Annotated in this window: 16 protein-coding genes; 13 read left to right on the top strand and 3 right to left on the bottom strand. The window is 43.4% G+C overall.

Translation table 11 applies throughout. The features are described 5' to 3' along the window. The first annotated feature begins 79 nt into the window (after positions 1-79). The 10 genes from G5B11_RS01775 to G5B11_RS01730 all read left to right on the top strand — a co-directional run bounded on the left by G5B11_RS01775 (position 80) and on the right by G5B11_RS01730 (position 10775). Positions 80-1129, top strand: coding sequence for a lysylphosphatidylglycerol synthase transmembrane domain-containing protein (locus G5B11_RS01775; RefSeq protein WP_158420266.1), 1050 nt, complete (start codon positions 80-82; stop codon positions 1127-1129). Beyond that, positions 1123-1740: a CDP-alcohol phosphatidyltransferase family protein gene (locus tag G5B11_RS01770; RefSeq protein WP_158420267.1), complete on the top strand. Its 618-nt coding sequence runs from the start codon at positions 1123-1125 to the stop codon at positions 1738-1740. Before G5B11_RS01775 ends, G5B11_RS01770 begins: the two co-directional genes overlap by 7 nt. A 104-nt stretch (positions 1741-1844) precedes the next feature. Continuing rightward, complete coding sequence (locus G5B11_RS01765; protein ID WP_173726651.1) at positions 1845-2738, top strand: phosphatidylserine decarboxylase; 894 nt, start codon at positions 1845-1847, stop codon at positions 2736-2738. Further along, complete coding sequence (locus G5B11_RS01760) at positions 2695-3339, top strand: epoxyqueuosine reductase QueH (RefSeq protein WP_173726650.1); 645 nt, start codon at positions 2695-2697, stop codon at positions 3337-3339. Before G5B11_RS01765 ends, G5B11_RS01760 begins: the two co-directional genes overlap by 44 nt. A gap of 93 nt (positions 3340-3432) precedes the next feature. Then, complete coding sequence (gene argH, locus G5B11_RS01755; RefSeq protein WP_173726649.1) at positions 3433-4812, top strand: argininosuccinate lyase; 1380 nt, start codon at positions 3433-3435, stop codon at positions 4810-4812. A gap of 136 nt (positions 4813-4948) precedes the next feature. Then, the gene (asd, locus tag G5B11_RS01750; protein ID WP_158420271.1) at positions 4949-6034 is read left to right on the top strand and encodes an aspartate-semialdehyde dehydrogenase; all 1086 of its coding nucleotides are present in this window, start codon (positions 4949-4951) and stop codon (positions 6032-6034) included. 15 nt (positions 6035-6049) lie between these two features. Next, a complete protein-coding gene (gene selD, locus G5B11_RS01745) occupies positions 6050-7096 on the top strand; it encodes a selenide, water dikinase SelD (protein WP_173726648.1) in 1047 nt (348 codons plus the stop codon). A gap of 174 nt (positions 7097-7270) precedes the next feature. Next, complete coding sequence (locus G5B11_RS01740; protein WP_173726647.1) at positions 7271-8026, top strand: formate/nitrite transporter family protein; 756 nt, start codon at positions 7271-7273, stop codon at positions 8024-8026. Continuing rightward, positions 8026-10107 (top strand): DNA topoisomerase, encoded by a 2082-nt coding sequence (locus tag G5B11_RS01735; RefSeq protein WP_158420274.1) that lies wholly within the window; start codon positions 8026-8028, stop codon positions 10105-10107. The genes G5B11_RS01740 and G5B11_RS01735 overlap by 1 nt, the downstream gene beginning before the upstream one ends. Next, on the top strand, positions 10104-10775 hold the full coding sequence (locus G5B11_RS01730; RefSeq protein WP_173726646.1) for a UDP-N-acetylglucosamine pyrophosphorylase: 672 nt from the start codon (positions 10104-10106) through the stop codon (positions 10773-10775). Before G5B11_RS01735 ends, G5B11_RS01730 begins: the two co-directional genes overlap by 4 nt. A gap of 238 nt (positions 10776-11013) precedes the next feature. Here the strand turns inward: G5B11_RS01730 and G5B11_RS01725 are convergent, their stop codons facing one another. Together G5B11_RS01725 and G5B11_RS01720 are read right to left on the bottom strand one after the other, a co-directional pair. Next, positions 11014-12024: a GGGtGRT protein gene (locus G5B11_RS01725; RefSeq protein WP_173726645.1), complete on the bottom strand. Its 1011-nt coding sequence runs from the start codon at positions 12022-12024 to the stop codon at positions 11014-11016. A gap of 28 nt (positions 12025-12052) precedes the next feature. Beyond that, positions 12053-12745 (bottom strand): iron-sulfur cluster assembly scaffold protein, encoded by a 693-nt coding sequence (locus G5B11_RS01720; protein ID WP_158420276.1) that lies wholly within the window; start codon positions 12743-12745, stop codon positions 12053-12055. A 386-nt stretch (positions 12746-13131) separates the two neighbouring features. On the opposite strand from G5B11_RS01720, the gene G5B11_RS01715 reads away from it, so the two are divergent. Beyond that, positions 13132-13881: a TraX family protein gene (locus tag G5B11_RS01715; protein ID WP_158420277.1), complete on the top strand. Its 750-nt coding sequence runs from the start codon at positions 13132-13134 to the stop codon at positions 13879-13881. A gap of 123 nt (positions 13882-14004) precedes the next feature. Beyond that, positions 14005-15372, top strand: coding sequence for an MATE family efflux transporter (locus G5B11_RS01710; RefSeq protein WP_173726644.1), 1368 nt, complete (start codon positions 14005-14007; stop codon positions 15370-15372). Between the two features lie 67 nt (positions 15373-15439). Here G5B11_RS01710 and G5B11_RS01705 read toward each other — a convergent pair whose 3' ends face one another. Further along, the gene (locus G5B11_RS01705) at positions 15440-17875 is read right to left on the bottom strand and encodes a GH36-type glycosyl hydrolase domain-containing protein (protein ID WP_173726643.1); all 2436 of its coding nucleotides are present in this window, start codon (positions 17873-17875) and stop codon (positions 15440-15442) included. Positions 17876-18315: 440 nt separating this feature from the next. Here G5B11_RS01705 and G5B11_RS01700 point away from each other — a divergent pair, with 440 nt between their 5' ends. After that, positions 18316-19326 carry a LacI family DNA-binding transcriptional regulator gene (locus tag G5B11_RS01700; protein ID WP_158420280.1) on the top strand — a complete coding sequence of 337 codons (1011 nt, stop codon included), beginning with the start codon at positions 18316-18318 and terminating at the stop codon, positions 19324-19326. Positions 19327-19399: the final 73 nt, after the last annotated feature.

Below are 19399 nucleotides of genomic sequence, written 5' to 3'. Positions count from 1 at the left end.
ATATATTTTATCATATGCTTTTGTAAGAATTTATGATATAATGCTGAGAAAAGGAATTTTAAATGAAAGAGATAATCCAATGTCAAGCAAAAGAAAAACGATTTTTAATCTGGTATTTCTGGTTGTTGTTTTTGTACTGACCATCCATTTTGTATTTCGAGGAGAGGATATCGGTGATATTCTTCAGGCAGTGAGGGATGCTGACTGGCGGTATCTGCTGCTGGGATTGGTCTGTGTGATACTTTTTATTTTGGGAGAATCAACGATCATTTTCTATATGATGCGTACTTTGGGAGCAAAGGTAAAGATGGGACACTGCGCCCTGTATTCCTTTGTAGGCTTTTTTTTCAGCTGCATTACTCCATCTGCGTCCGGAGGACAGCCAATGCAGATCTATTTCATGAAAAAGGACAAGATGCCTGTCCCTGTGACCACGCTGGTATTGATGATCGTTACCATTACATATAAGGCTGTGCTTGTACTGATCGGTGTGGTAGCAGCTATATTTGGCAGTGGTTTTCTCAGAGGATATCTTGGAGATTACATGTGGGTCTTTTATCTGGGATTGGGACTTAATATTTTTTGCGTTACCCTGATGCTGACTCTGGTATTTGCTCCTGGTCTTGCAAAATGGCTGATGGTAAAGGGACTGAAGCTTCTGGAGCATGTAAAGTTCCTGAAGAAAAAGGAAAGCCGTTTGAAAAAGCTGGAAGAGTCTATGGATCAGTACCATGCCACTGCAGCTTTTTGGGCAGGCCATAAAAGGATCATCCTGAATGTATTTCTTATTACTCTGGTTCAACGATGTATTTTGTTCACCATCACCTATTGGGTGTACCGTTCGCTGGGACTTCATTCAGTGGGCTTTTTTGCCATTACACTGCTGCAGTCCATGATTTCCGTATCAGTGGATATGCTTCCGCTGCCTGGCGGTATGGGTATCAGTGAGACTCTTTACATCCGCATGTTTGAGCCGGTGTTTGGCGATCTGCTTCTGCCGTCCATGCTTCTTAGCAGAGGATTGTCTTATTATGGACAGATGCTGATCAGTGCCATAATGACCTGTGTTGCATATTTTGTGATACGGGATGATACACAAACAGAAAAAAAGGAGAAAAGCGTATGTTAGGTTTTTATGATTATACAGTTGTTTTGACTTATATAAGTCTGGGGTTTTCCATTGTGGGTATGACACGGGCATTGGAAGGGGATTTTCGGGTAGCTATTCTGTGTCTTGCCCTGTCCGGGCTTTGCGATATGTTTGACGGGAAGATCGCCCGTACCAAGAAGAATCGTACAGAAGATGAGAAGAGATTCGGCATTCAGATCGATTCCTTGTGTGATGTGGTCTGTTTTGGAGTTTTTCCCATTATGATCTGCTATTGCCTGGGGATGCGGGGAGCATTCAGTGTGTTCATCCTTGCTCTTTACGGAATGGCCTCTGTGATCCGTCTTGCTTTTTTTAATGTAATGGAAGAAAAGCGTCAGAATGAAACTGCAGAAACCAGGAAATATTATCAGGGGCTGCCCATCACATCCATGGCGATCATTTTACCTTTCCTGTATCTGTTAAGAAAATATTGTGGCAGGTACTTCCTTTTTGTGATCAATGTGGCAGTGGTGGTTGTAGGAGTACTGTTTATCAGCGACATTAAAGTAAAGAAACCACAGAATCCAATGATCATTCTGCTGGTTGCACTGGTAGGCATTGCACTTGCATTTATGTTCCATTTGTTATAAAGATAAAATCCGCAGGTATCACAGCCCAAACCTTTTGATCCTGGTATCATTATTTTTATTTTGGCTCTGGTACCATCATTTTATTATAAAGGTGTTGAATACAAATGAACTATATAGACAGAAAAGGAAATATCACAATTGAAGAAAACGGACAGGACAAGCTTCTCCACTTTCTGTACAATGATCGGGGAGGAAGACTTTGCCTGAAACTGCTGGTACGTCCATTTGTCTCAAAGGCAGCCGGTGTTTTCCTGAATAGCCCGCTATCAGCAGGGATGGTTCCTGGTTTTGTGAAAAAAAATCAGATTGACCTGTCTGTGTATACAAAGCAGAGATTTCGCTCTTACAATGATTTTTTTACCAGAAGGATCAGACCCGGGGAACGTATGATTGCCCAGGGAGAGAATCTGCTGATCAGTCCCTGTGACGGTAAGGCTACTGTATGCAGGATCGGGGCAGATACCAGGTTCTATATAAAGGACACTTTGTATACTGCTGCACAGCTCCTTAGAAACGAAAGACTGGCAGACCATTATAAGGGTGGATATGCTGTGATCCTTCGCCTGACGGTGGATGATTACCATCATTACTGTTATGTGGCAGATGGACAGAAATCAAAAAATGTTACGCTGCCCGGGATCTATCATACTGTTAATCCGGCAGCTAATGATGCGTTTCCTATTTACCGTGAGAATGCAAGAGAATATACTTTGATCCGTACAGAGAAGTTTGGCACCATAATGATGATGGAAGTAGGTGCCATGATGGTTGGAAAGATCACAAACCTGGAAAAGGATTCCTGCCATGTGAAAAAGGGAGCAGAAAAAGGCTATTTTGAATTTGGAGGCTCCACGATTATTCTGTTTTTACAGCATGGAAAGGTGCGGCTGGACAGTGACCTGCTGGAGAATACAGAAGCTGGATATGAGACGATTGTAAGGATGGGCGAGAGAATTGGCGAATGTAAATTATCAAAAAGAACTGGAAAATCTGATTAAAAAAGAACAGGAGCAGGGGCATGTACCAAGGCTTTTTTTACATGCCTGCTGTGCTCCATGCAGCAGTTATGTGCTGGAATACCTTTCACAGTATTTCAGGATCACAGTTTTTTTCTATAATCCTAATATAGCACCTGCAGAAGAGTATGCCAAACGTGTGGCAGAGATTCTCAGGTTGATACAAGAGATGAAATTTGAACATCCTGTGGATCTTCTCGAAGGAGAATATTGTCCGCAGGATTTTTATGATATGGCGAAAGGACTTGAGAATGTTCCTGAAGGAGGAGAACGGTGTTTTGGCTGCTATCGGCTTCGGATGGAGCAGGCAGCCCGCCTGGCCAAAGAAGGCGGGTATGATTACTTTACAACTACGTTGTCGATCAGTCCACTGAAAAATGCGGTAAAGATCAATGAGATCGGAGAAGAACTAGGAGAGATTTATCAGGTATCTCATCTGCCGTCAGACTTTAAGAAAAAGGATGGATATAAGCGGTCTATCCAGCTTTCCAGGGAATATGGACTGTACAGGCAGAATTACTGCGGATGTGTGTTTTCCAGGAGAGACAGGAAGGAAGAACTTTCCAAACTGGATAATCTGTGATAAACTGTCATAGAAAAATGTAATGGTGCAGCAGACTTTAAGGATATGGCTGCTGAACTGTTTGCAAAAAAATAAAAGAAATGAGGAAGAAACATGGCACAGCTTTGGGGCGGACGTTTCACAAAAGAAACAGATAAACTTGTATACAATTTTAATGCATCGATTTCTTTTGACCAGAAGTTTTACGAGCAGGACATCAGAGGCAGTATGGCCCATGTGGAGATGCTGGCAAAGCAGGGGATTCTTACAGCGGAAGAAAAGGACAAGATCATGGAAGGGCTTGGCAGCATTATGGAGGATGTAAAGGAAGGAAGACTTGCCATAACTTCCGAGTATGAAGACATCCACAGCTTTGTGGAGGCCAACCTGATCCAACGTGTAGGCGATGCAGGTAAGAAGCTGCATACCGGCAGGAGCCGTAATGACCAGGTAGCCCTGGATATGAAGCTTTATGTGCGTGATGAGATTGATGCGATTGACGGTGAGGTAAAGGATCTTCTGAAGGCTCTTCTTAAGATCATGGAAGGCAATGTACAGACCTGGATGCCTGGTTTTACCCATCTTCAGAAAGCACAGCCGGTTACACTTGCCCATCATGTTGGTGCATATTTTGAGATGTTCCGAAGAGACAGAGGGCGTCTTATGGATATCCGCAAAAGGATGAATACTTGTCCTTTGGGAGCCGGTGCACTTGCAGGTACTACATATCCGCTGGACAGGGCGTATACAGCACAGCTTCTGGGATTTGATGAGCCCACCAGGAACAGTATGGATTCTGTTTCTGACAGAGATTATGTGATCGAACTTTTATCAGCCCTTTCTACGATCATGATGCATCTCAGCCGTTTTTCTGAGGAGATCATTATGTGGAATTCCAATGAATACCAGTTTGTGGAGATTGATGATGCCTACAGTACAGGCAGCAGTATTATGCCGCAGAAGAAGAATCCGGATATTGCAGAGCTGGTACGTGGCAAGACTGGTCGTGTATATGGTGCTCTTATGTCTATTCTTACAACTATGAAGGGGATTCCACTGGCATATAATAAAGACATGCAGGAAGATAAGGAACTAACCTTTGATGCCATTGATACAGTTAAAGGTTGCTTGGCATTATTTACAGGTATGGTATCTACCATGGAGTTTAAGAAGGACAATATGGAAGCCAGTGCAAAGAATGGCTTTACCAATGCTACAGATGCGGCAGATTATCTGGTGAACCATGGTGTGCCTTTCAGGGATGCCCACGGGATCGTAGGCCAGCTTGTATTGAAGTGTATTGAACTTGGTACTTCCCTGGATCATCTTCCTCTTGCCGAATATCAGGCGATCAGCCCCGTTTTCCAGGAAGATATTTACCAGGCTGTAAGTATGAAGACCTGTGTGGAAAAGCGTACTACTTACGGAGCTCCGGGACCGGAGGTTATGCGTCAGGTGATCCAGGAAAACAAAAAATATCTGGAAGAGAATTAATAACAGCATAAATAACAAAAAAAGGCTTGCTTTTTTGGTAAGATTGTTATAGTATTTGATGAAAAGACAAATGTACGTGGAATAAAGACATGCCAATAGGATGTATGCGTGCAAAAAACACTGAGGAGATCATATTATGAGTGAAAAATTAAAAGTTGGTATTTTAGGAGCAACCGGCATGGTAGGTCAGAGATTTATTTCTCTGCTTGAGAATCATCCATGGTTTCAGGTAGTAACAGTAGCTGCAAGCCCAAGAAGCGCAGGAAAGACATACCAGGAGGCCGTTGGCGGCCGTTGGAAAATGGATACTCCTATGCCGGAGGCTGTAAAGGACCTGATCGTTATGAATGTTAATGAGGTTGAGAAGGTTGCTTCTACTGTAGACTTTGTATTTTCTGCTGTTGATATGACAAAAGAAGAGATCAAGGCAATCGAAGAAGAATATGCAAAGACAGAGACACCAGTTGTTTCCAATAACAGTGCACACAGATGGACACCGGATGTTCCCATGGTTATTCCGGAGATCAATCCTGAGCATTTTGAAGTGATCAAACACCAGAAAGAACGTCTTGGCACAAAGAGAGGATTCATTGCAGTTAAACCGAACTGTTCTATTCAGAGCTATGCACCTGTTCTCACTGCATGGAAGGAATTTGAGCCATATGAAGTAGTTGCTACTACTTATCAGGCTATTTCCGGTGCAGGCAAGACCTTCAAAGACTGGCCGGAGATGGAACACAATATTATTCCATATATCGGCGGTGAGGAGGAGAAGAGTGAGAAAGAGCCTCTTCGTATCTGGGGCACGATCCAGAATGGTGAGATCGTACCTGCAAAAGAGCCGGTTATTACCTGTCAGTGTGTACGTGTGCCGATCCTGAATGGACATACAGCAGCTGTTTTTGTAAAATTCAGAAAGAAACCAACCAAAGAGCAGCTGGTTAATGCATTAAGAGAGTTTAAAGGCATTCCCCAGGAGCTTCAGCTTCCAAGTGCGCCGAAGCAGTTTATCCAGTATCTGGAAGAGGACAATCGTCCACAGGTTACAGCAGATGTTGATTTTGAACATGGTATGGGCGTTTCTGTAGGACGTCTTCGTGAGGATACGGTATATGACTGGAAGTTTATCGGACTGTCCCATAATACAGTAAGAGGTGCAGCTGGCGGTGCTGTTCTTTGTGCTGAGACTTTGAAAGCAAAGGGTTATATCCAGGCGAAATAAAAAGGAGGTGGCGATTTGGACCAGAGAGAGAAGATCCGGCTGACCACTCTTTCCCATACATCCGGGTGAGCGGCCAAATTAGGTCCGGGGACCCTTGCTCAGGTTCTGAGCAAGCTGCCAAAATTTTACGATTCAAATCTTCTGGTAGGCACAGAAACATCAGATGATGCTGCTGTCTACCAGATCAACCAGGATCTGGCTATGATACAGACTGTAGATTTTTTTACACCTGTCGTGGACGATCCTTATACCTTTGGACAGATCGCTGCAGCCAATGCATTAAGCGATGTGTATGCCATGGGTGGAGAGCCGAAGCTGGCTCTGAATATTGCTGCTTTTCCAAACTGCCTTTCTCCGGATATCCTTGGGGATATTATGAGGGGAGGAGCAGACAAGGTAAAAGAAGCAGGCGCCGTTCTTGCAGGCGGACATACGATCCAGGATGATGAGCCTAAGTACGGATTATGTGTTACCGGTTTTGTACATCCGGATCATCTATGGAAAAATATAGGGGCTTTGCCAGGGGATCGTCTGATCCTTACGAAACCTGTTGGTACAGGGATTTTGACTACCGCCCTGAAGGCTGATTTCTTAAGCAGGGATGAGGGGCAGGAAGTGATCCGGGTAATGAGCTGGCTGAACAAATATGCCAGGGATGCGGTGGCAGATCTGGAGATCCATGCATGTACGGATATTACCGGATTTGGTCTTGCAGGTCATTGTCTTGAAATGGCCCAGGGCAGTGGTGTGAGTCTGTGCATCGATCCGCTTTCAGTGCCTATACAGAAAGGAGCCCTGGAATATGCTTCCATGGGAATGGTACCAGCTGGTGCTTACCGGAATAAAGAGTTTACCGGGGACAAATGCAGCTGGGGCGATACAGCTCCTGAACTTATAGATGTGCTTTGTGATCCCCAAACATCCGGTGGACTTCTTCTTGCAGTATCTGAGAAGGATTCTTTGGAAGCTGTGAAAAGATTATCAAGTCTTCAATTCCCAGGCACGATAATTGGCAAGGCAATTCCCAGGAAAGATGCTGATTTGCTGTTTATGAGAGAATAATAACAGGTATTATTATAAACTATAAAAGCCCTGAATAGGTTATTGCTAATTATTTCTCAAAGTCTATTGTGAAAAAAACATCAAAGTGTTATAATATACCGGTAGTAAAAATTAGCGACTGTAAAAATACTGTTGCAGTTGCACAAATTTCATAAACCAGCGGAGGTGTTTTTTATGAACTACGAGGATGTACAGAAACTTGCTAACGCCGCAAAAGCCAAGATCGGTCTTTTAAACGGCAATTTCCTGAAATACTTTCTTCGGGCTGTCATGGCAGGATTTTTTATTGACATGGCCATGATCTACAGTAATGTGGTGGGAAATGTATTTTCAGCGAATGCACCTGAATGGGGGAAATTTCTGGGGGCTTTGGTTTTCTCTATTGCAGTGCTTTTGATCTGCCTGGTAGGTGGAGAGTTATTTACCGGCAATAATATGGTCATGGCATTTGGCGCTTATGATAAGAGTGTGTCATGGAAGGATGCCGGAAAGGTATGGCTGGTAAGCTATATCGGTAATTTTGTAGGATGTCTGATCCTGGCTCTGATCTTTGTATGGGCAGGGGCATCCGGTACAGCAGATTATTTCGGAGGATTTATCAACAACAAGCTGACAATGCCTGCAGGCCAGATGTTCTTCAGGGCAGTGCTTTGTAACTTCTTTGTATGCCTTGGCGTGCTTTGCGGAATTAAGTTAAAAAGCGAAACAGGAAAATTCCTGATGATCGTTATGTGTATTTCAGGATTTGTTGTAAGCGGATTTGAGCACAGCATTGCCAATATGGGAATTTTTGTTACTTCCTATTGTCTGGTAGATGGGCTTTCCATCGGACTGATACTGAAGAATCTTCTGATCGTAACACTTGGAAATATGGTAGGCGGTGCTTTGCTGCTTGCATGGCCGCTGAGAAAGATGAGTGCAGATAAATAATGTCAAAAGCTTTATACATAGCCGAGAAGCCCAGTGTGGCTCAGGAATTTGCAAAAGCTTTAAAGATCAACGGACAAAGAAGGGATGGTTATCTGGAGTCTGATACTTCTGTAGTGACCTGGTGTGTAGGGCACCTGGTCACTATGAGCTATCCTGAAAAATATGATATGAAATACAAAAGGTGGAGTTTTGATACCCTGCCTTTTTTGCCCCGTGACTTTAAATACGAAGTGATTCCAGGCGTTCAGAAACAGTTTCAGATTGTGAAGGGCCTTTTAAACAGGCCGGATATAGAGACCATCTATGTGTGTACAGACTCTGGACGGGAGGGAGAATATATCTACCGGCTGGTGGCACAGATGGCTGGTGTAAAAGGAAAAAAAGAAAAAAGAGTTTGGATTGATTCTCAGACAGAAGAAGAAATTATGCGAGGGATCCGTGAAGCAAAGGATATTTCAGAATATGACAATCTTGCAGCTTCTGCTTACCTTCGTGCAAAAGAAGATTATCTGATGGGGATCAATTTTTCGCGTGTACTGACTTTGCGTTATGGGAACAGTGTATCTAATTATCTAAGTTCCAAATATCAGGCTATTTCTGTAGGAAGAGTAATGACCTGTGTGCTTGGGATGGTAGTACGCAGGGAACGGGAGATCCGTTCTTTTGTGAAAACACCATTTTACCGTGTGGTCAGTAGTATTGTACTTGAAGGAGAAAAATTCGAGGGTGAATGGAGGGCAGTAGAAGGCAGCTCTTATTTCCAGTCCCCTGTATTATATAAAGAAAACGGTTTTAAGAAAAAAGAAGATGCCAGAGGGCTGATCCAAAGCCTGTCATCTGTGCAGCCTTTGTCCTGTACAGTAGAGAAGGTGGAGCGGAAAAAGGAAAATAAGAATCCACCGCTTTTGTTTAACCTGGCAGAGCTGCAGAATGTGTGCTCCAAGCTATTTAAGATCAGCCCGGATGAAACGTTGGCAGTAGTGCAGGAATTATATGAGAAAAAGCTGGTAACCTACCCCAGGACAGATGCAAGGGTACTGTCAACAGCAGTGGCAAAGGTAATCTCTAAGAATATATCCGGGCTGCAGAATTACGGGCCTGCTGCAGATGCTGCAAAAGAAGCTCTTTCTATGGGAACCTGGCAAACCATAGCCAAGACACGATATGTAAATGACAAGCAGATCACAGACCATTATGCCATTATACCCACAGGACAGGGTCTTGGCAACTTAAAAGGCCTGTCCCTTACTTCTCAGCGGGTTTATGAGACTATCGTGAGACGTTTTCTGTGTATTTTTTATCCTCCTGCAGTGTATCAGAAGGTTTCCATTGTAACCAGGATGGGGAATGAATCCTTTTTCTCTTCTTTTAAAGTGCTGGTAAGTGAAGGATACCTGAAGATCGCAGCCAATTCATTTGCAAGAAAGAAGGCTTCTGATACAGAAGGGAGAGCTGCAGAAGGAAAGTCCGAAGAAGACAGTGAAGATGTGGCCTGTGATGCAGCGCTTCTTGGTGCATTGCAGAAACTGAAGAAAAATGATATACTTTCCGTGGACAGTTTGAATATTAAAGAAGGGGAAACATCCCCTCCTAAAAGATACAATTCAGGCTCCATGATCCTTGCTATGGAAAATGCAGGACAGCTTATTGAGGACGAGGAGCTGCGTGCACAGATCAAAGGCAGCGGAATCGGTACAAGTGCTACCAGGGCAGAGATCCTGAAAAAGCTGTTTAATATTAAGTATCTGTCCTTGAACAAGAAAACACAGATGATCACTCCCACACTTTTAGGCGAGATGATTTATGACGTAGTGAATTGCTCCATCCGTCAGCTTCTGAATCCGGAGCTTACAGCAAGCTGGGAAAAAGGACTGACTTATGTGGCAGAGGGATCTATTACAGAGCAGGAATATATGGATAAGCTGGAACATTTTGTACGCATCCGCACCAATCAGGTGGAGGCCAGCAATTATCAGTATGCTTTGCGGCAATTTTTTGATGCATCGGCACAGTATTATAAAAAGCCGGAGAGAAGTACCAGAAGTGCTTCTTCCGGGAAACAAGGAGGAAAATCATCATGATGAAGGATTTTACTATTTCTAATCTTCTGGATCTGAATGAAACGATTGCAGGAGAATTATTTGAAGGAAAGACTTATCCCTGGGAAGTGCTTCCGGAGATAGGAGATTTTATCATAAAGCTGGGAAATACATTAGATCCGGCAGAGTATGAGCATCTGGAGGGAGATATCTGGATCGCCAGATCAGCCCAGGTAGCACCTACTGCCAGCATCCATGGACCGGCTATCATTGGTAAGAATGCAGAAGTACGCCACTGCGCATTTATCAGAGGCAAGGCGATCGTAGGAGAGGGCTGTGTAGTAGGCAATTCTACAGAGCTTAAGAATGTAGTACTCTTTAATTGTGTGCAGGTACCTCATTACAATTATGTGGGAGATTCTGTGCTTGGGTATAAGTCTCATATGGGAGCTGGTTCTATCTGTTCCAATGTGAAATCCGACAAAAAGCTGGTGATTGTTAAAGATGGGCAGGAGCAGGTAGAGACCGGATTTAAGAAGTTTGGCGCAATGCTGGGAGATCATGTGGAAGTAGGCTGTGGTTCTGTGCTGAATCCTGGCTCCGTGATCGGCAGAAATACAAATATTTATCCTCTTTCCTCTGTACGTGGCTGCGTTCCGTGTGACAGCATCTTCAAAAACGGGGAACCGGTTCCCAAAAGGGAAATGTAAAGGATATATAAGTGTAGAACATACAATATAGAACATAAAAATATAACATAAAAATATAACATAAAAAAACACCACCGGATAACCTAAAAGTTACCTGGTGGTATTTTATATCAGCTGGGAGTCAATCCCCCAGCTGATATAGCCTCCGGCAGGATTGCAGAGGTGCGCAGTAGAAGTATGTCATGCAATTGCATGACGCGCACCTCGCAGCAAGAATGCCGAGGCATTCTTGAATGAATTAGAACTTACCAGCCTTAGCAGCTTCCTCAACGGAAACAGCAACTGCCACAGTAGCACCAACCATCGGGTTGTTACCCATACCGATCAGACCCATCATCTCAACGTGAGCCGGTACAGAAGAAGAACCAGCGAACTGAGCATCAGAGTGCATACGTCCCATAGTATCTGTCATACCGTAGGAAGCAGGACCTGCTGCCATGTTGTCCGGGTGAAGTGTACGTCCTGTACCACCGCCGGAAGCAACGGAGAAGTATTTCTTACCCTGCTCGATACATTCTTTTTTGTATGTACCTGCAACCGGATGCTGGAAACGGGTCGGGTTTGTGGAGTTACCTGTGATGGAAACACCAACATTCTCGTGATGCATGATAGCAACACCTTCCTGAACGTCATCTGCACCGTAGCATTTAACAGTAGCACGAAGACCGTTGGAATATGGTTTCTCATAGATAATATTTAATTTAGCTTCTTTGTAATCATATTTTGTCTCAACAAATGTGAAACCGTTGATACGGGAAATGATCTGAGCAGCGTCTTTTCCAAGACCGTTCAGGATAACACGTAATGGTTTCTGACGTACTTTGTTTGCTTTCTCTGCAATACCGATGGCACCCTCAGCAGCTGCGAAGGACTCATGGCCTGCAAGGAAGCAGAAGCACTCTGTCTCTTCCTCAAGAAGCATTTTACCAAGGTTACCATGGCCAAGACCTACTTTTCTGTGGTCAGCAACAGAACCTGGGATACAGAAAGCCTGAAGGCCTTCTCCGATAGCAGCAGCAGCGTCAGAAGCTTTTCTGCAGCCTTTTTTGATTGCAATGGCAGCACCTACAGTGTATGCCCAGCAAGCGTTCTCAAAGCAGATCGGCTGGATCTTCTTTACCTGATCATATACGTCAAGTCCAGCATCTTTTGTAATTTTTTCAGCTTCTTCGATAGAGCTGATACCATAGCTGTTTAATACAGCATTGATCTGGTCAATTCTTCTTTCATAACTTTCAAATAATGCCATTTTATGTTCGTCTCCTTTCGTTTCCTGATTACTCTTCTCTTGGGTCGATAATCTTAACGGCATCTGCTACACGGCCATACTGACCTTTTGCTTTTTCCCATGCGGTGTTAGGATCATCACCTTTTTTGATGAAGTCGGTCATCTTTCCAAGAGAAACGAACTGATATCCGATTACTTCATTATCCTCGTCAAGAGCGATACCTGTTACATATCCCTCTGCCATCTCGAGGTAACGAACACCTTTTTCTTTTGTAGCATACATAGTACCAACCTGGGAACGAAGACCCTTACCAAGATCCTCAAGTCCGGCACCTACAGCAAGTCCGTCATCAGAGAAAGCACTCTGAGTACGTCCATATACGATCTGGAGGAATAATTCTCTCATTGCGGTGTTGATCGCATCACAGACAAGGTCAGTATTTAAAGCTTCCAGGATAGTTTTGCCCTGAAGGATCTCAGCTGCCATAGCTGCAGAATGAGTCATACCTGAACATCCGATCGTTTCAACAAGAGCTTCCTCGATTACACCATTTTTTACATTCAGGGACAGCTTGCATGCACCCTGCTGTGGAGCACACCAGCCAACGCCGTGTGTAAAACCAGAAATATCTTCAATTTTTTTGGAATGAACCCATTTTCCTTCTTCAGGAATTGGAGCAGGCTCATGTTTTGCGCCCTTAGCTACAGGACACATGTTTTCAACTTCCTTAGTGTAAATCATTTTAAGACTCCTTTCAGTATTAGTGAACTTAATGTTGTTAAAAGTCTAACAACTCAGTGTAGCGCTCCTTAAGGGAGTCTCCCATAGCGGAACGCTTTACTGGTGTTATTCTCTCACAAAATGCCCAATTCGTCCAGTCATAATTTGTAAAAAAACATAGAAAAAAGAGAAAGTGCTTGAATAAAAAATGTAAATGAGCAACAGTCACCGAAAAAAATTTCTTTACTTTTCTGATTTACTTACTATAATGCAATTATCGGATGCGTCATTGGAGGGGAGAGAAATATGATATACACATGCAGATATAAATCAACGATTGGTGATATTTTGCTGGCTGCAGATGAAATTAAGTTGGAACAAGCAAACCTAAGCTAAAGGAGGACAGGATGGAACAGACAAAGCAATTACAGGATTCATTTATGCCGGAAAAGTTCCGGGTTTTAAGCGGCAGTGCATTAAAAGTACTGGCTATGGTGATCATGCTGATCGACCATACAGCTGCATTTCTTCTGGTGAAATCAGCGTCTGCCACCAGGACTTTATTTGTTCTTGGAGGCACGGATATATCGATTTACAGGATCATGCGGGATGTGGGCAGGGCTGCATTTCCCATTTTTTGTTTTCTTCTGGTGGAGGGCTTTGTCCATACACACAACCGCTTTAAATATGGAAGAAATCTACTGATCTTTGCCTGTATTTCAGAAATTTCCTGGGATCTGGTACATAAAGGTACATTCTTTGATATGTCTACCCAGAATGTGTTTTTTACACTGTTTTTGGGTTATCTGGCTTTTTGTGCAGTTGATTATTATAAAGACAACCAGCTGATGCAGCTTATCTGCATGGCCGTGCTTTTTGCTGTATCATGGAACCTGCATGCAGATTACAGCTACAGAGGATACGTATTCCTTCTTATCATGTACTGGCTGAAGGAGAAGAAAGCAGCCCAGGCGGTGATCGGTACAAGCTGGCTGATCTATGAGTGGAAAGCATGCTTTGCTTTTCTTTCTATCAATATGTATAACGGACAGAGAGGATTCATTAAAGGAAAATGGGCAAAATACTTTTTCTATGTTTTTTACCCGGCACATATCCTGATCCTGTTCCTGATCCGGCGGATGCTTTATCAGATGTAGATCACTCCTCCTCTTTTTATGATGTTTTGATTGACATATAGGATGCACTGCTATAGAATAGAAAAAGTTATCGTAAAAAACGGCTGCTCGACTTGAACAAAACACATTGAGAGGGGGATTTTTATGGAAAAAAATGCCGTGGAAAAAGAAAACAAAATGGGCGTTATGCCTGTTGGAAAATTGCTTGTATCAATGTCTGTCCCGATCATGATTTCCATGCTGGTTCAGGCATTATATAATATTGTAGACAGTATGTTTGTTGCAAAGCTCAATGAGAATGCACTGACAGCTGTTTCACTGGCCTTTCCTGTACAGAACCTGATGATCGCAGTAGGTACAGGTACCGGTGTAGGTATTAATGCCCTTGTGTCACGGTCTCTGGGCGAAAAGAATACGGAATATGCCAACAAGGCTGCTAATAACGGCATTATCCTTTGCCTGTTAAGTGCATTGACTTTTGCCGTGCTTACCGGAGTCTTCGGACATACATTCTTTGCTGTTCAGACACAGGATCCCCAGATCCTTTCTTATGGAACGGCTTATGTAAGGATCATCGGGATGATGTCATTTGGACTGTTTATGCAGCTTGTATTTGAAAGACTGCTGCAGGCAACCGGAAGGACGTTTTATTCCATGCTGACCCAGCTTCTGGGTGCGATCCTGAATATTATTCTGGATCCGATCATGATTTTTGGTCTTTTCGGCTTTCCCAGGATGGAGGTGGCAGGTGCTGCCCTTGCCACTGTAACTGGGCAGATTATTGCTGCTATTGTAGGATATTTTGTAAATCATCATATTAATAAGGAACTCCATATTTCCCTGGTGAAATATAAGCTGTCCGCAAATGTTGTAAAAAATATTTACAGTGTTGGGTTCCCGTCTATTATCATGGCTTCCGTAGGATCTGTTATGACCTTTGGTATGAATAAGATCCTGATGGGATTTTCCTCTACTGCAACCGCAGTATTTGGTGTTTATTTCAAGCTTCAGAGCTTTGTATTTATGCCGGTATTTGGTCTGAATAATGGTATGGTGCCCATCATTTCTTACAATTACGGAGCCAAAAAGCCGGATCGTATCACAAAGACGATCCGGTTCAGTGTGGCTATGGGTGTTGGAATCATGCTTCTGGGATTTGCAGTATTCCAGCTGTTCCCTCAGGAGCTTCTGAATATTTTCAACGCTTCAGATACTATGCTGGAGATTGGAATACCGGCTCTTCGCATTATCAGTTTTAGCTTTTTGCTGGCTGGTTTCAGTGTGGTTTCCTCCTCTGTATACCAGTCCCTGTGCCATAGCTTCTTAAGCCTGGCAGTATCTGTGTTAAGACAGCTGGTAGTGCTTCTTCCGGCGGCCTTTATTCTGGCACGGACAGGCGGGATCAACGCTACCTGGTGGTCATTCCCTATTGCAGAATTGTTTTCCTTTGTGATCTGTGTGCTGTTCCTCAGATATGTTTATAAAGCGGAGATCGATCCGTTGAAGAAATAAAAGAAAAGCCAGTTTCCTTCAGAATCACCTGGAGCAAACTGGCTTATTACATGTCATATAAAATGTCTTATCCCATATGGATCGTTACCTGGTATTCTTTCTTTCCCTCTTCAAAAGGAATCAGATTACCTGAAATCTGTTTTCCGTCGATTTCCAGATATTTTACCCCCTTTTCAACATGATCAGGATTTGAGATAAAAAGATGATATACTGCGCCCCTAAACCTGCGGGTGACAGTGAAATCCCCAAAGTCTGCAGGGATACATGGGTCTACACACAAACCGTCATAGCTTGGCTGTATGCCGAGGATGGCCTGGGAGAGATTTACAAATGTCCAGGCAGCAGTGCCTGTAAGCCAGCTGTTTTTTGCTTCCCCATGCCGTGGGGCATCCTTTCCTGCAATCATCTGAGAATAAATATAAGGTTCTGTCCTGTGGATCTGGCTGATATTCTCAATATAGGAAGGACAGGTTTTTTTATAGATCTGAAAAGCACGGCTACCTCTGCCGATCATGGTTTCTCCGATGGAAATCCAGGGATTGTTATGGCAGAAAATGCCTGCATTTTCTTTATAACCTGGCGGATAGGAGGAGATTTCCCCAAGGTTCAGGTAGTATCTGGTATAAGCAGGCTGCTGTACCATGATACCGTATTTGGTATCCAGCCGTTCTTTTACAGAATCCAGTGCTTTTTCTGCCAGGCCTTCCTTTACACCGATCCCTGCCATTACGCAGAATCCCTGAGGCTCAATAAAGATCTGGCCTTCTTCACATTCATGGGAACCTATCTTTTGGGATGTTGCGTCATAGGCGCGAAGGAACCAGTCACCATCCCAGCCGGAGGCAAGCACTGCCTGGTACATGGCATCAACTGCATCTTTTGCCTGAAGAGCTTCCTCGGTGTGGCCGTATTTTTCACAGATGGTTTGAAATTCCCTGCCGTATTTTACAAACATTCCTGCAATGAAAACAGATTCTGCCACAGGACCTTCAGAAGGACCAGTAGTCTGGAATGGCTCCCCAGGCTCACTGGAAAAGCAGTTCAGGTTCAGACAGTCGTTCCAGTCTGCACGGCCGATCAATGGTAGTTTATGGGGACCTAAGTGGGTACAGGTATAATGGAAGCTGCGAAGCAGATGCTGGAAAAAGGGCTGTGCTTTTGAGGTGTCGCAGTCAAAGGCTACCATTTCGTCTAAAATAGAAAAATCACCGGTTTCCTTCAGGTAAGCAGAAGCAGCTGCGATTAGCCATAACGGGTCATCGTTAAATCCGCTTCCAATATCCAGATTGCCTTTCTTGGTGAGAGGCTGATACTGATGATAAGCACTGCCATCTTCAAATTGAGTAGCAGCAATATCAAGGATACGCTCTCTTGCGCGTTCAGGTACAAGATGTACAAAGCCAAGAAGATCCTGACAGGAATCTCGAAAGCCCATGCCTCTTCCTGTACCGGATTCGTAGTAGGAAGCAGAGCGGGAAAGGTTGAAAGTTACCATACACTGGTACTGGTTCCAGATATTTGCCATACGGTTTACATGGGGATCCTGGCTGTTTACAAAAAAGCGGGAGAGCAGATCCTCCCAGTAATGGTTCAGATCCTGGAATGCTTTCTTCACCTGTGCGGAAGTATGGTATTTTTCCTGCATGGCAAGAGCTGTGGTCTTGCGGATCACATTTGGTGCTTCCCATTTTTCTTCCCGAGGATTTTCACAATACCCAAGAAGGAATATCAGTTCTTTCTCTTCCCCTGGAGCAAGTACAAGATCAATCTGGTGACTGGCGATGGGATACCATCCACTGGCAACAGAACCAGTACATTTTCCCTGCTCTACGGCCAGAGGCCGGTCATTTCCCCGGCGTACTCCCAGAAATTCATCCCTGCTGGTGTCAAAGCCGTCAATGGGCGTATTTACAGAAAAGAAGCTGTAGTGATTTCTTCGCTCTCTGTATTCTGTTTTGTGGTAAATAGCGCTTCCCTGGATCTCCACTTCTCCAATACTTAAATTACGCTGGAAATTGGTCATATCATCTACTGCATTCCACAGACAAAACTCCACATAGGAAAAAAGGGAAAGCTTTTTGGCAGAAGCGGATTGGTTTTTTAAGGTAAGTACATTGATCTCGCAAGGAGTGTCTACAGGTACAAAAGCCAGAAGATCGGCAGAAAGCTGGTTTTTGATTCCATGGAAACGGCTGTATCCGAGACCGTGTCTGCATTGGTATTCGTCCAGAGGGGTTCTGGTGGGCATTGTACCAGGATTCCAGATCACGTCCCCTTCTTTTATGTAATAGTATTTTCCGTTGGAATCTGCCGGAAGATTATTATAGCGGTAACGGGTAAGCCGGAGCAGCTTTGCATCTTTATAGAAACTGTAACCGCCACAGGTGTTGGAGATCAGACTGAAAAAGTCCTGAGATCCCAGATAATTGATCCATGGAAGTGGAGTGTCCGGGGTTGTGATCACATACTCCTTTTTTTCGTCGTCAAAGAAACCGAACTTCATTGGAAATCCTCCCTTGTCAAAGATTAGAGCTTGACACAATGTACTACATAATCATGCGTGGAGCTCTGAAAAAAAGTATATGCGAAAACGAATGAGTTCTGATAATTCAACAGAAATAAAAGAAACATTAGAAAACAATATAAAATAGTGAAAATATAAAGAAGTTATCCCTATAAAAGGATGGGATAATTATCTTAACTTTAATATATCTGAGAGAATATAAAAAAGCAAGGAATTTTTACGAAATAGTTTCGTGATAAATGAAGACAACTTTGTTTATTTTGAAAAAAACTGAAAATCTGATTTTGTGAAATAGAGAGAAAGGAAGCAAAAAGCATAAAAAATTAAAAAAAATGCTTGATAATTTGTACATAAAGTAATATAGTGAAGATGCGAAAACGATTTAGGAAAACAAAGAAAGCAAAGAGGCAACAGGGCTTATGGTATCGATGAAGGAAATCGCAAAGAAATGCAATGTTTCCGTAGCGACAGTCAGCAAAGCTTTAAATGATTATCCGGATATCGGGGAAGAGACAAAAGCACTGATCCAGAAAACCGCAGAAGATCTTGGGTATCTGCCAAATTCATCTGCAAGGGCTTTGAAAACAAAAAGAAGCTACAATCTGGGCGTGCTTTTTGTAGATCAGGCTCACAGCGGACTGACACATGCTTATTTTAATCATGTGCTTGAAAGCTTCAAAAGTACAGCAGAGAGCAAGGGATATGACATTACCTTTACTAGTGGAAATGTTTCGGGAAAGAAGATGAGTTATTATGAGCATTGCAGATATCGGGGCGTGGACGGGGTGGTAATGGCTTGCGTGGATTTTTACAGCGAGGAGGTGCAGGAACTTTTAAGATCAGAAGTGCCGGTTGTTACCATTGACCATGTGTGTGACGGCAGGATCTCTGTTTTATCTAACAATGTACAGGGAATGGAGAAACTTCTGGAATATATCTTTTCTCAGGGTCACCGAAAGATTGCATACATTTATGGAGATGACACTTCGGTTACGAAGAAACGTCTCAGCAGCTTTTACCGGATGATGCAAAGAGAAGGGATCCAGGTTCCGGACGAATATGTCAGGCCAGCACGTTACCTAGACGCAGACCTGTCTGCAAGGCAAACCAGGGAGCTGCTAGAACTTAAAGATCCACCTACCTGTATCCTTTATCCAGATGATCTTTCAGCAGTTGGAGGGTTTAATGAGATACGGGAAAGAGATTTGAAGATTCCGGAGGATATTTCCATTGCAGGCTATGATGGGAATAACATAGCCAGGATCATGGAACCAAAGCTTACCACATTATGTCAGGATACCAGTGCCATTGGAAGGATCGCTGCAGAGAAGCTGGTGGAACTGATTGAACAGCCGAAGACAGCGCTGATCCGGTCCTATACAGTGGATGGAACTTTATTTCAGGGCAGATCGGTCAAAAAACTGGGGTGATTTTTACTGCAGTCCTGTAATGTAAAAGAAGTACCAAAATAAATGTAAATAATAAAAGGATTATATTAAGGAG

This window comes from Blautia glucerasea, from assembly GCF_013304385.1.
Classification (GTDB): Bacteria; Bacillota; Clostridia; order Lachnospirales; family Lachnospiraceae; genus Blautia_A; species Blautia_A ammoniilytica.
Note: the sequence above shows the minus strand (reverse complement) of the source record. Positions and strands in the feature narration are given on the sequence as shown.

Bases quoted from the DNA above. Each gene is read 5' to 3' on its own strand.
- G5B11_RS01775 (WP_158420266.1), top strand. From the start codon at position 80: ATGTCAAGCAAAAGAAAAACGATTTTTAATCTGGTATTTCTGGTTGTT.
- G5B11_RS01770 (WP_158420267.1), top strand. From the start codon at position 1,123: ATGTTAGGTTTTTATGATTATACAGTTGTTTTGACTTATATAAGTCTG.
- G5B11_RS01765 (WP_173726651.1), top strand. From the start codon at position 1,845: ATGAACTATATAGACAGAAAAGGAAATATCACAATTGAAGAAAACGGA.
- argH (WP_173726649.1), top strand. From the start codon at position 3,433: ATGGCACAGCTTTGGGGCGGACGTTTCACAAAAGAAACAGATAAACTT.
- asd (WP_158420271.1), top strand. From the start codon at position 4,949: ATGAGTGAAAAATTAAAAGTTGGTATTTTAGGAGCAACCGGCATGGTA.
- G5B11_RS01740 (WP_173726647.1), top strand. From the start codon at position 7,271: ATGAACTACGAGGATGTACAGAAACTTGCTAACGCCGCAAAAGCCAAG.
- G5B11_RS01735 (WP_158420274.1), top strand. From the start codon at position 8,026: ATGTCAAAAGCTTTATACATAGCCGAGAAGCCCAGTGTGGCTCAGGAA.
- G5B11_RS01730 (WP_173726646.1), top strand. From the start codon at position 10,104: ATGATGAAGGATTTTACTATTTCTAATCTTCTGGATCTGAATGAAACG.
- G5B11_RS01725 (WP_173726645.1), bottom strand. From the start codon at position 12,024: ATGGCATTATTTGAAAGTTATGAAAGAAGAATTGACCAGATCAATGCT.
- G5B11_RS01720 (WP_158420276.1), bottom strand. From the start codon at position 12,745: ATGATTTACACTAAGGAAGTTGAAAACATGTGTCCTGTAGCTAAGGGC.
- G5B11_RS01715 (WP_158420277.1), top strand. From the start codon at position 13,132: ATGGAACAGACAAAGCAATTACAGGATTCATTTATGCCGGAAAAGTTC.
- G5B11_RS01710 (WP_173726644.1), top strand. From the start codon at position 14,005: ATGGAAAAAAATGCCGTGGAAAAAGAAAACAAAATGGGCGTTATGCCT.
- G5B11_RS01705 (WP_173726643.1), bottom strand. From the start codon at position 17,875: ATGAAGTTCGGTTTCTTTGACGACGAAAAAAAGGAGTATGTGATCACA.
- G5B11_RS01700 (WP_158420280.1), top strand. From the start codon at position 18,316: ATGGTATCGATGAAGGAAATCGCAAAGAAATGCAATGTTTCCGTAGCG.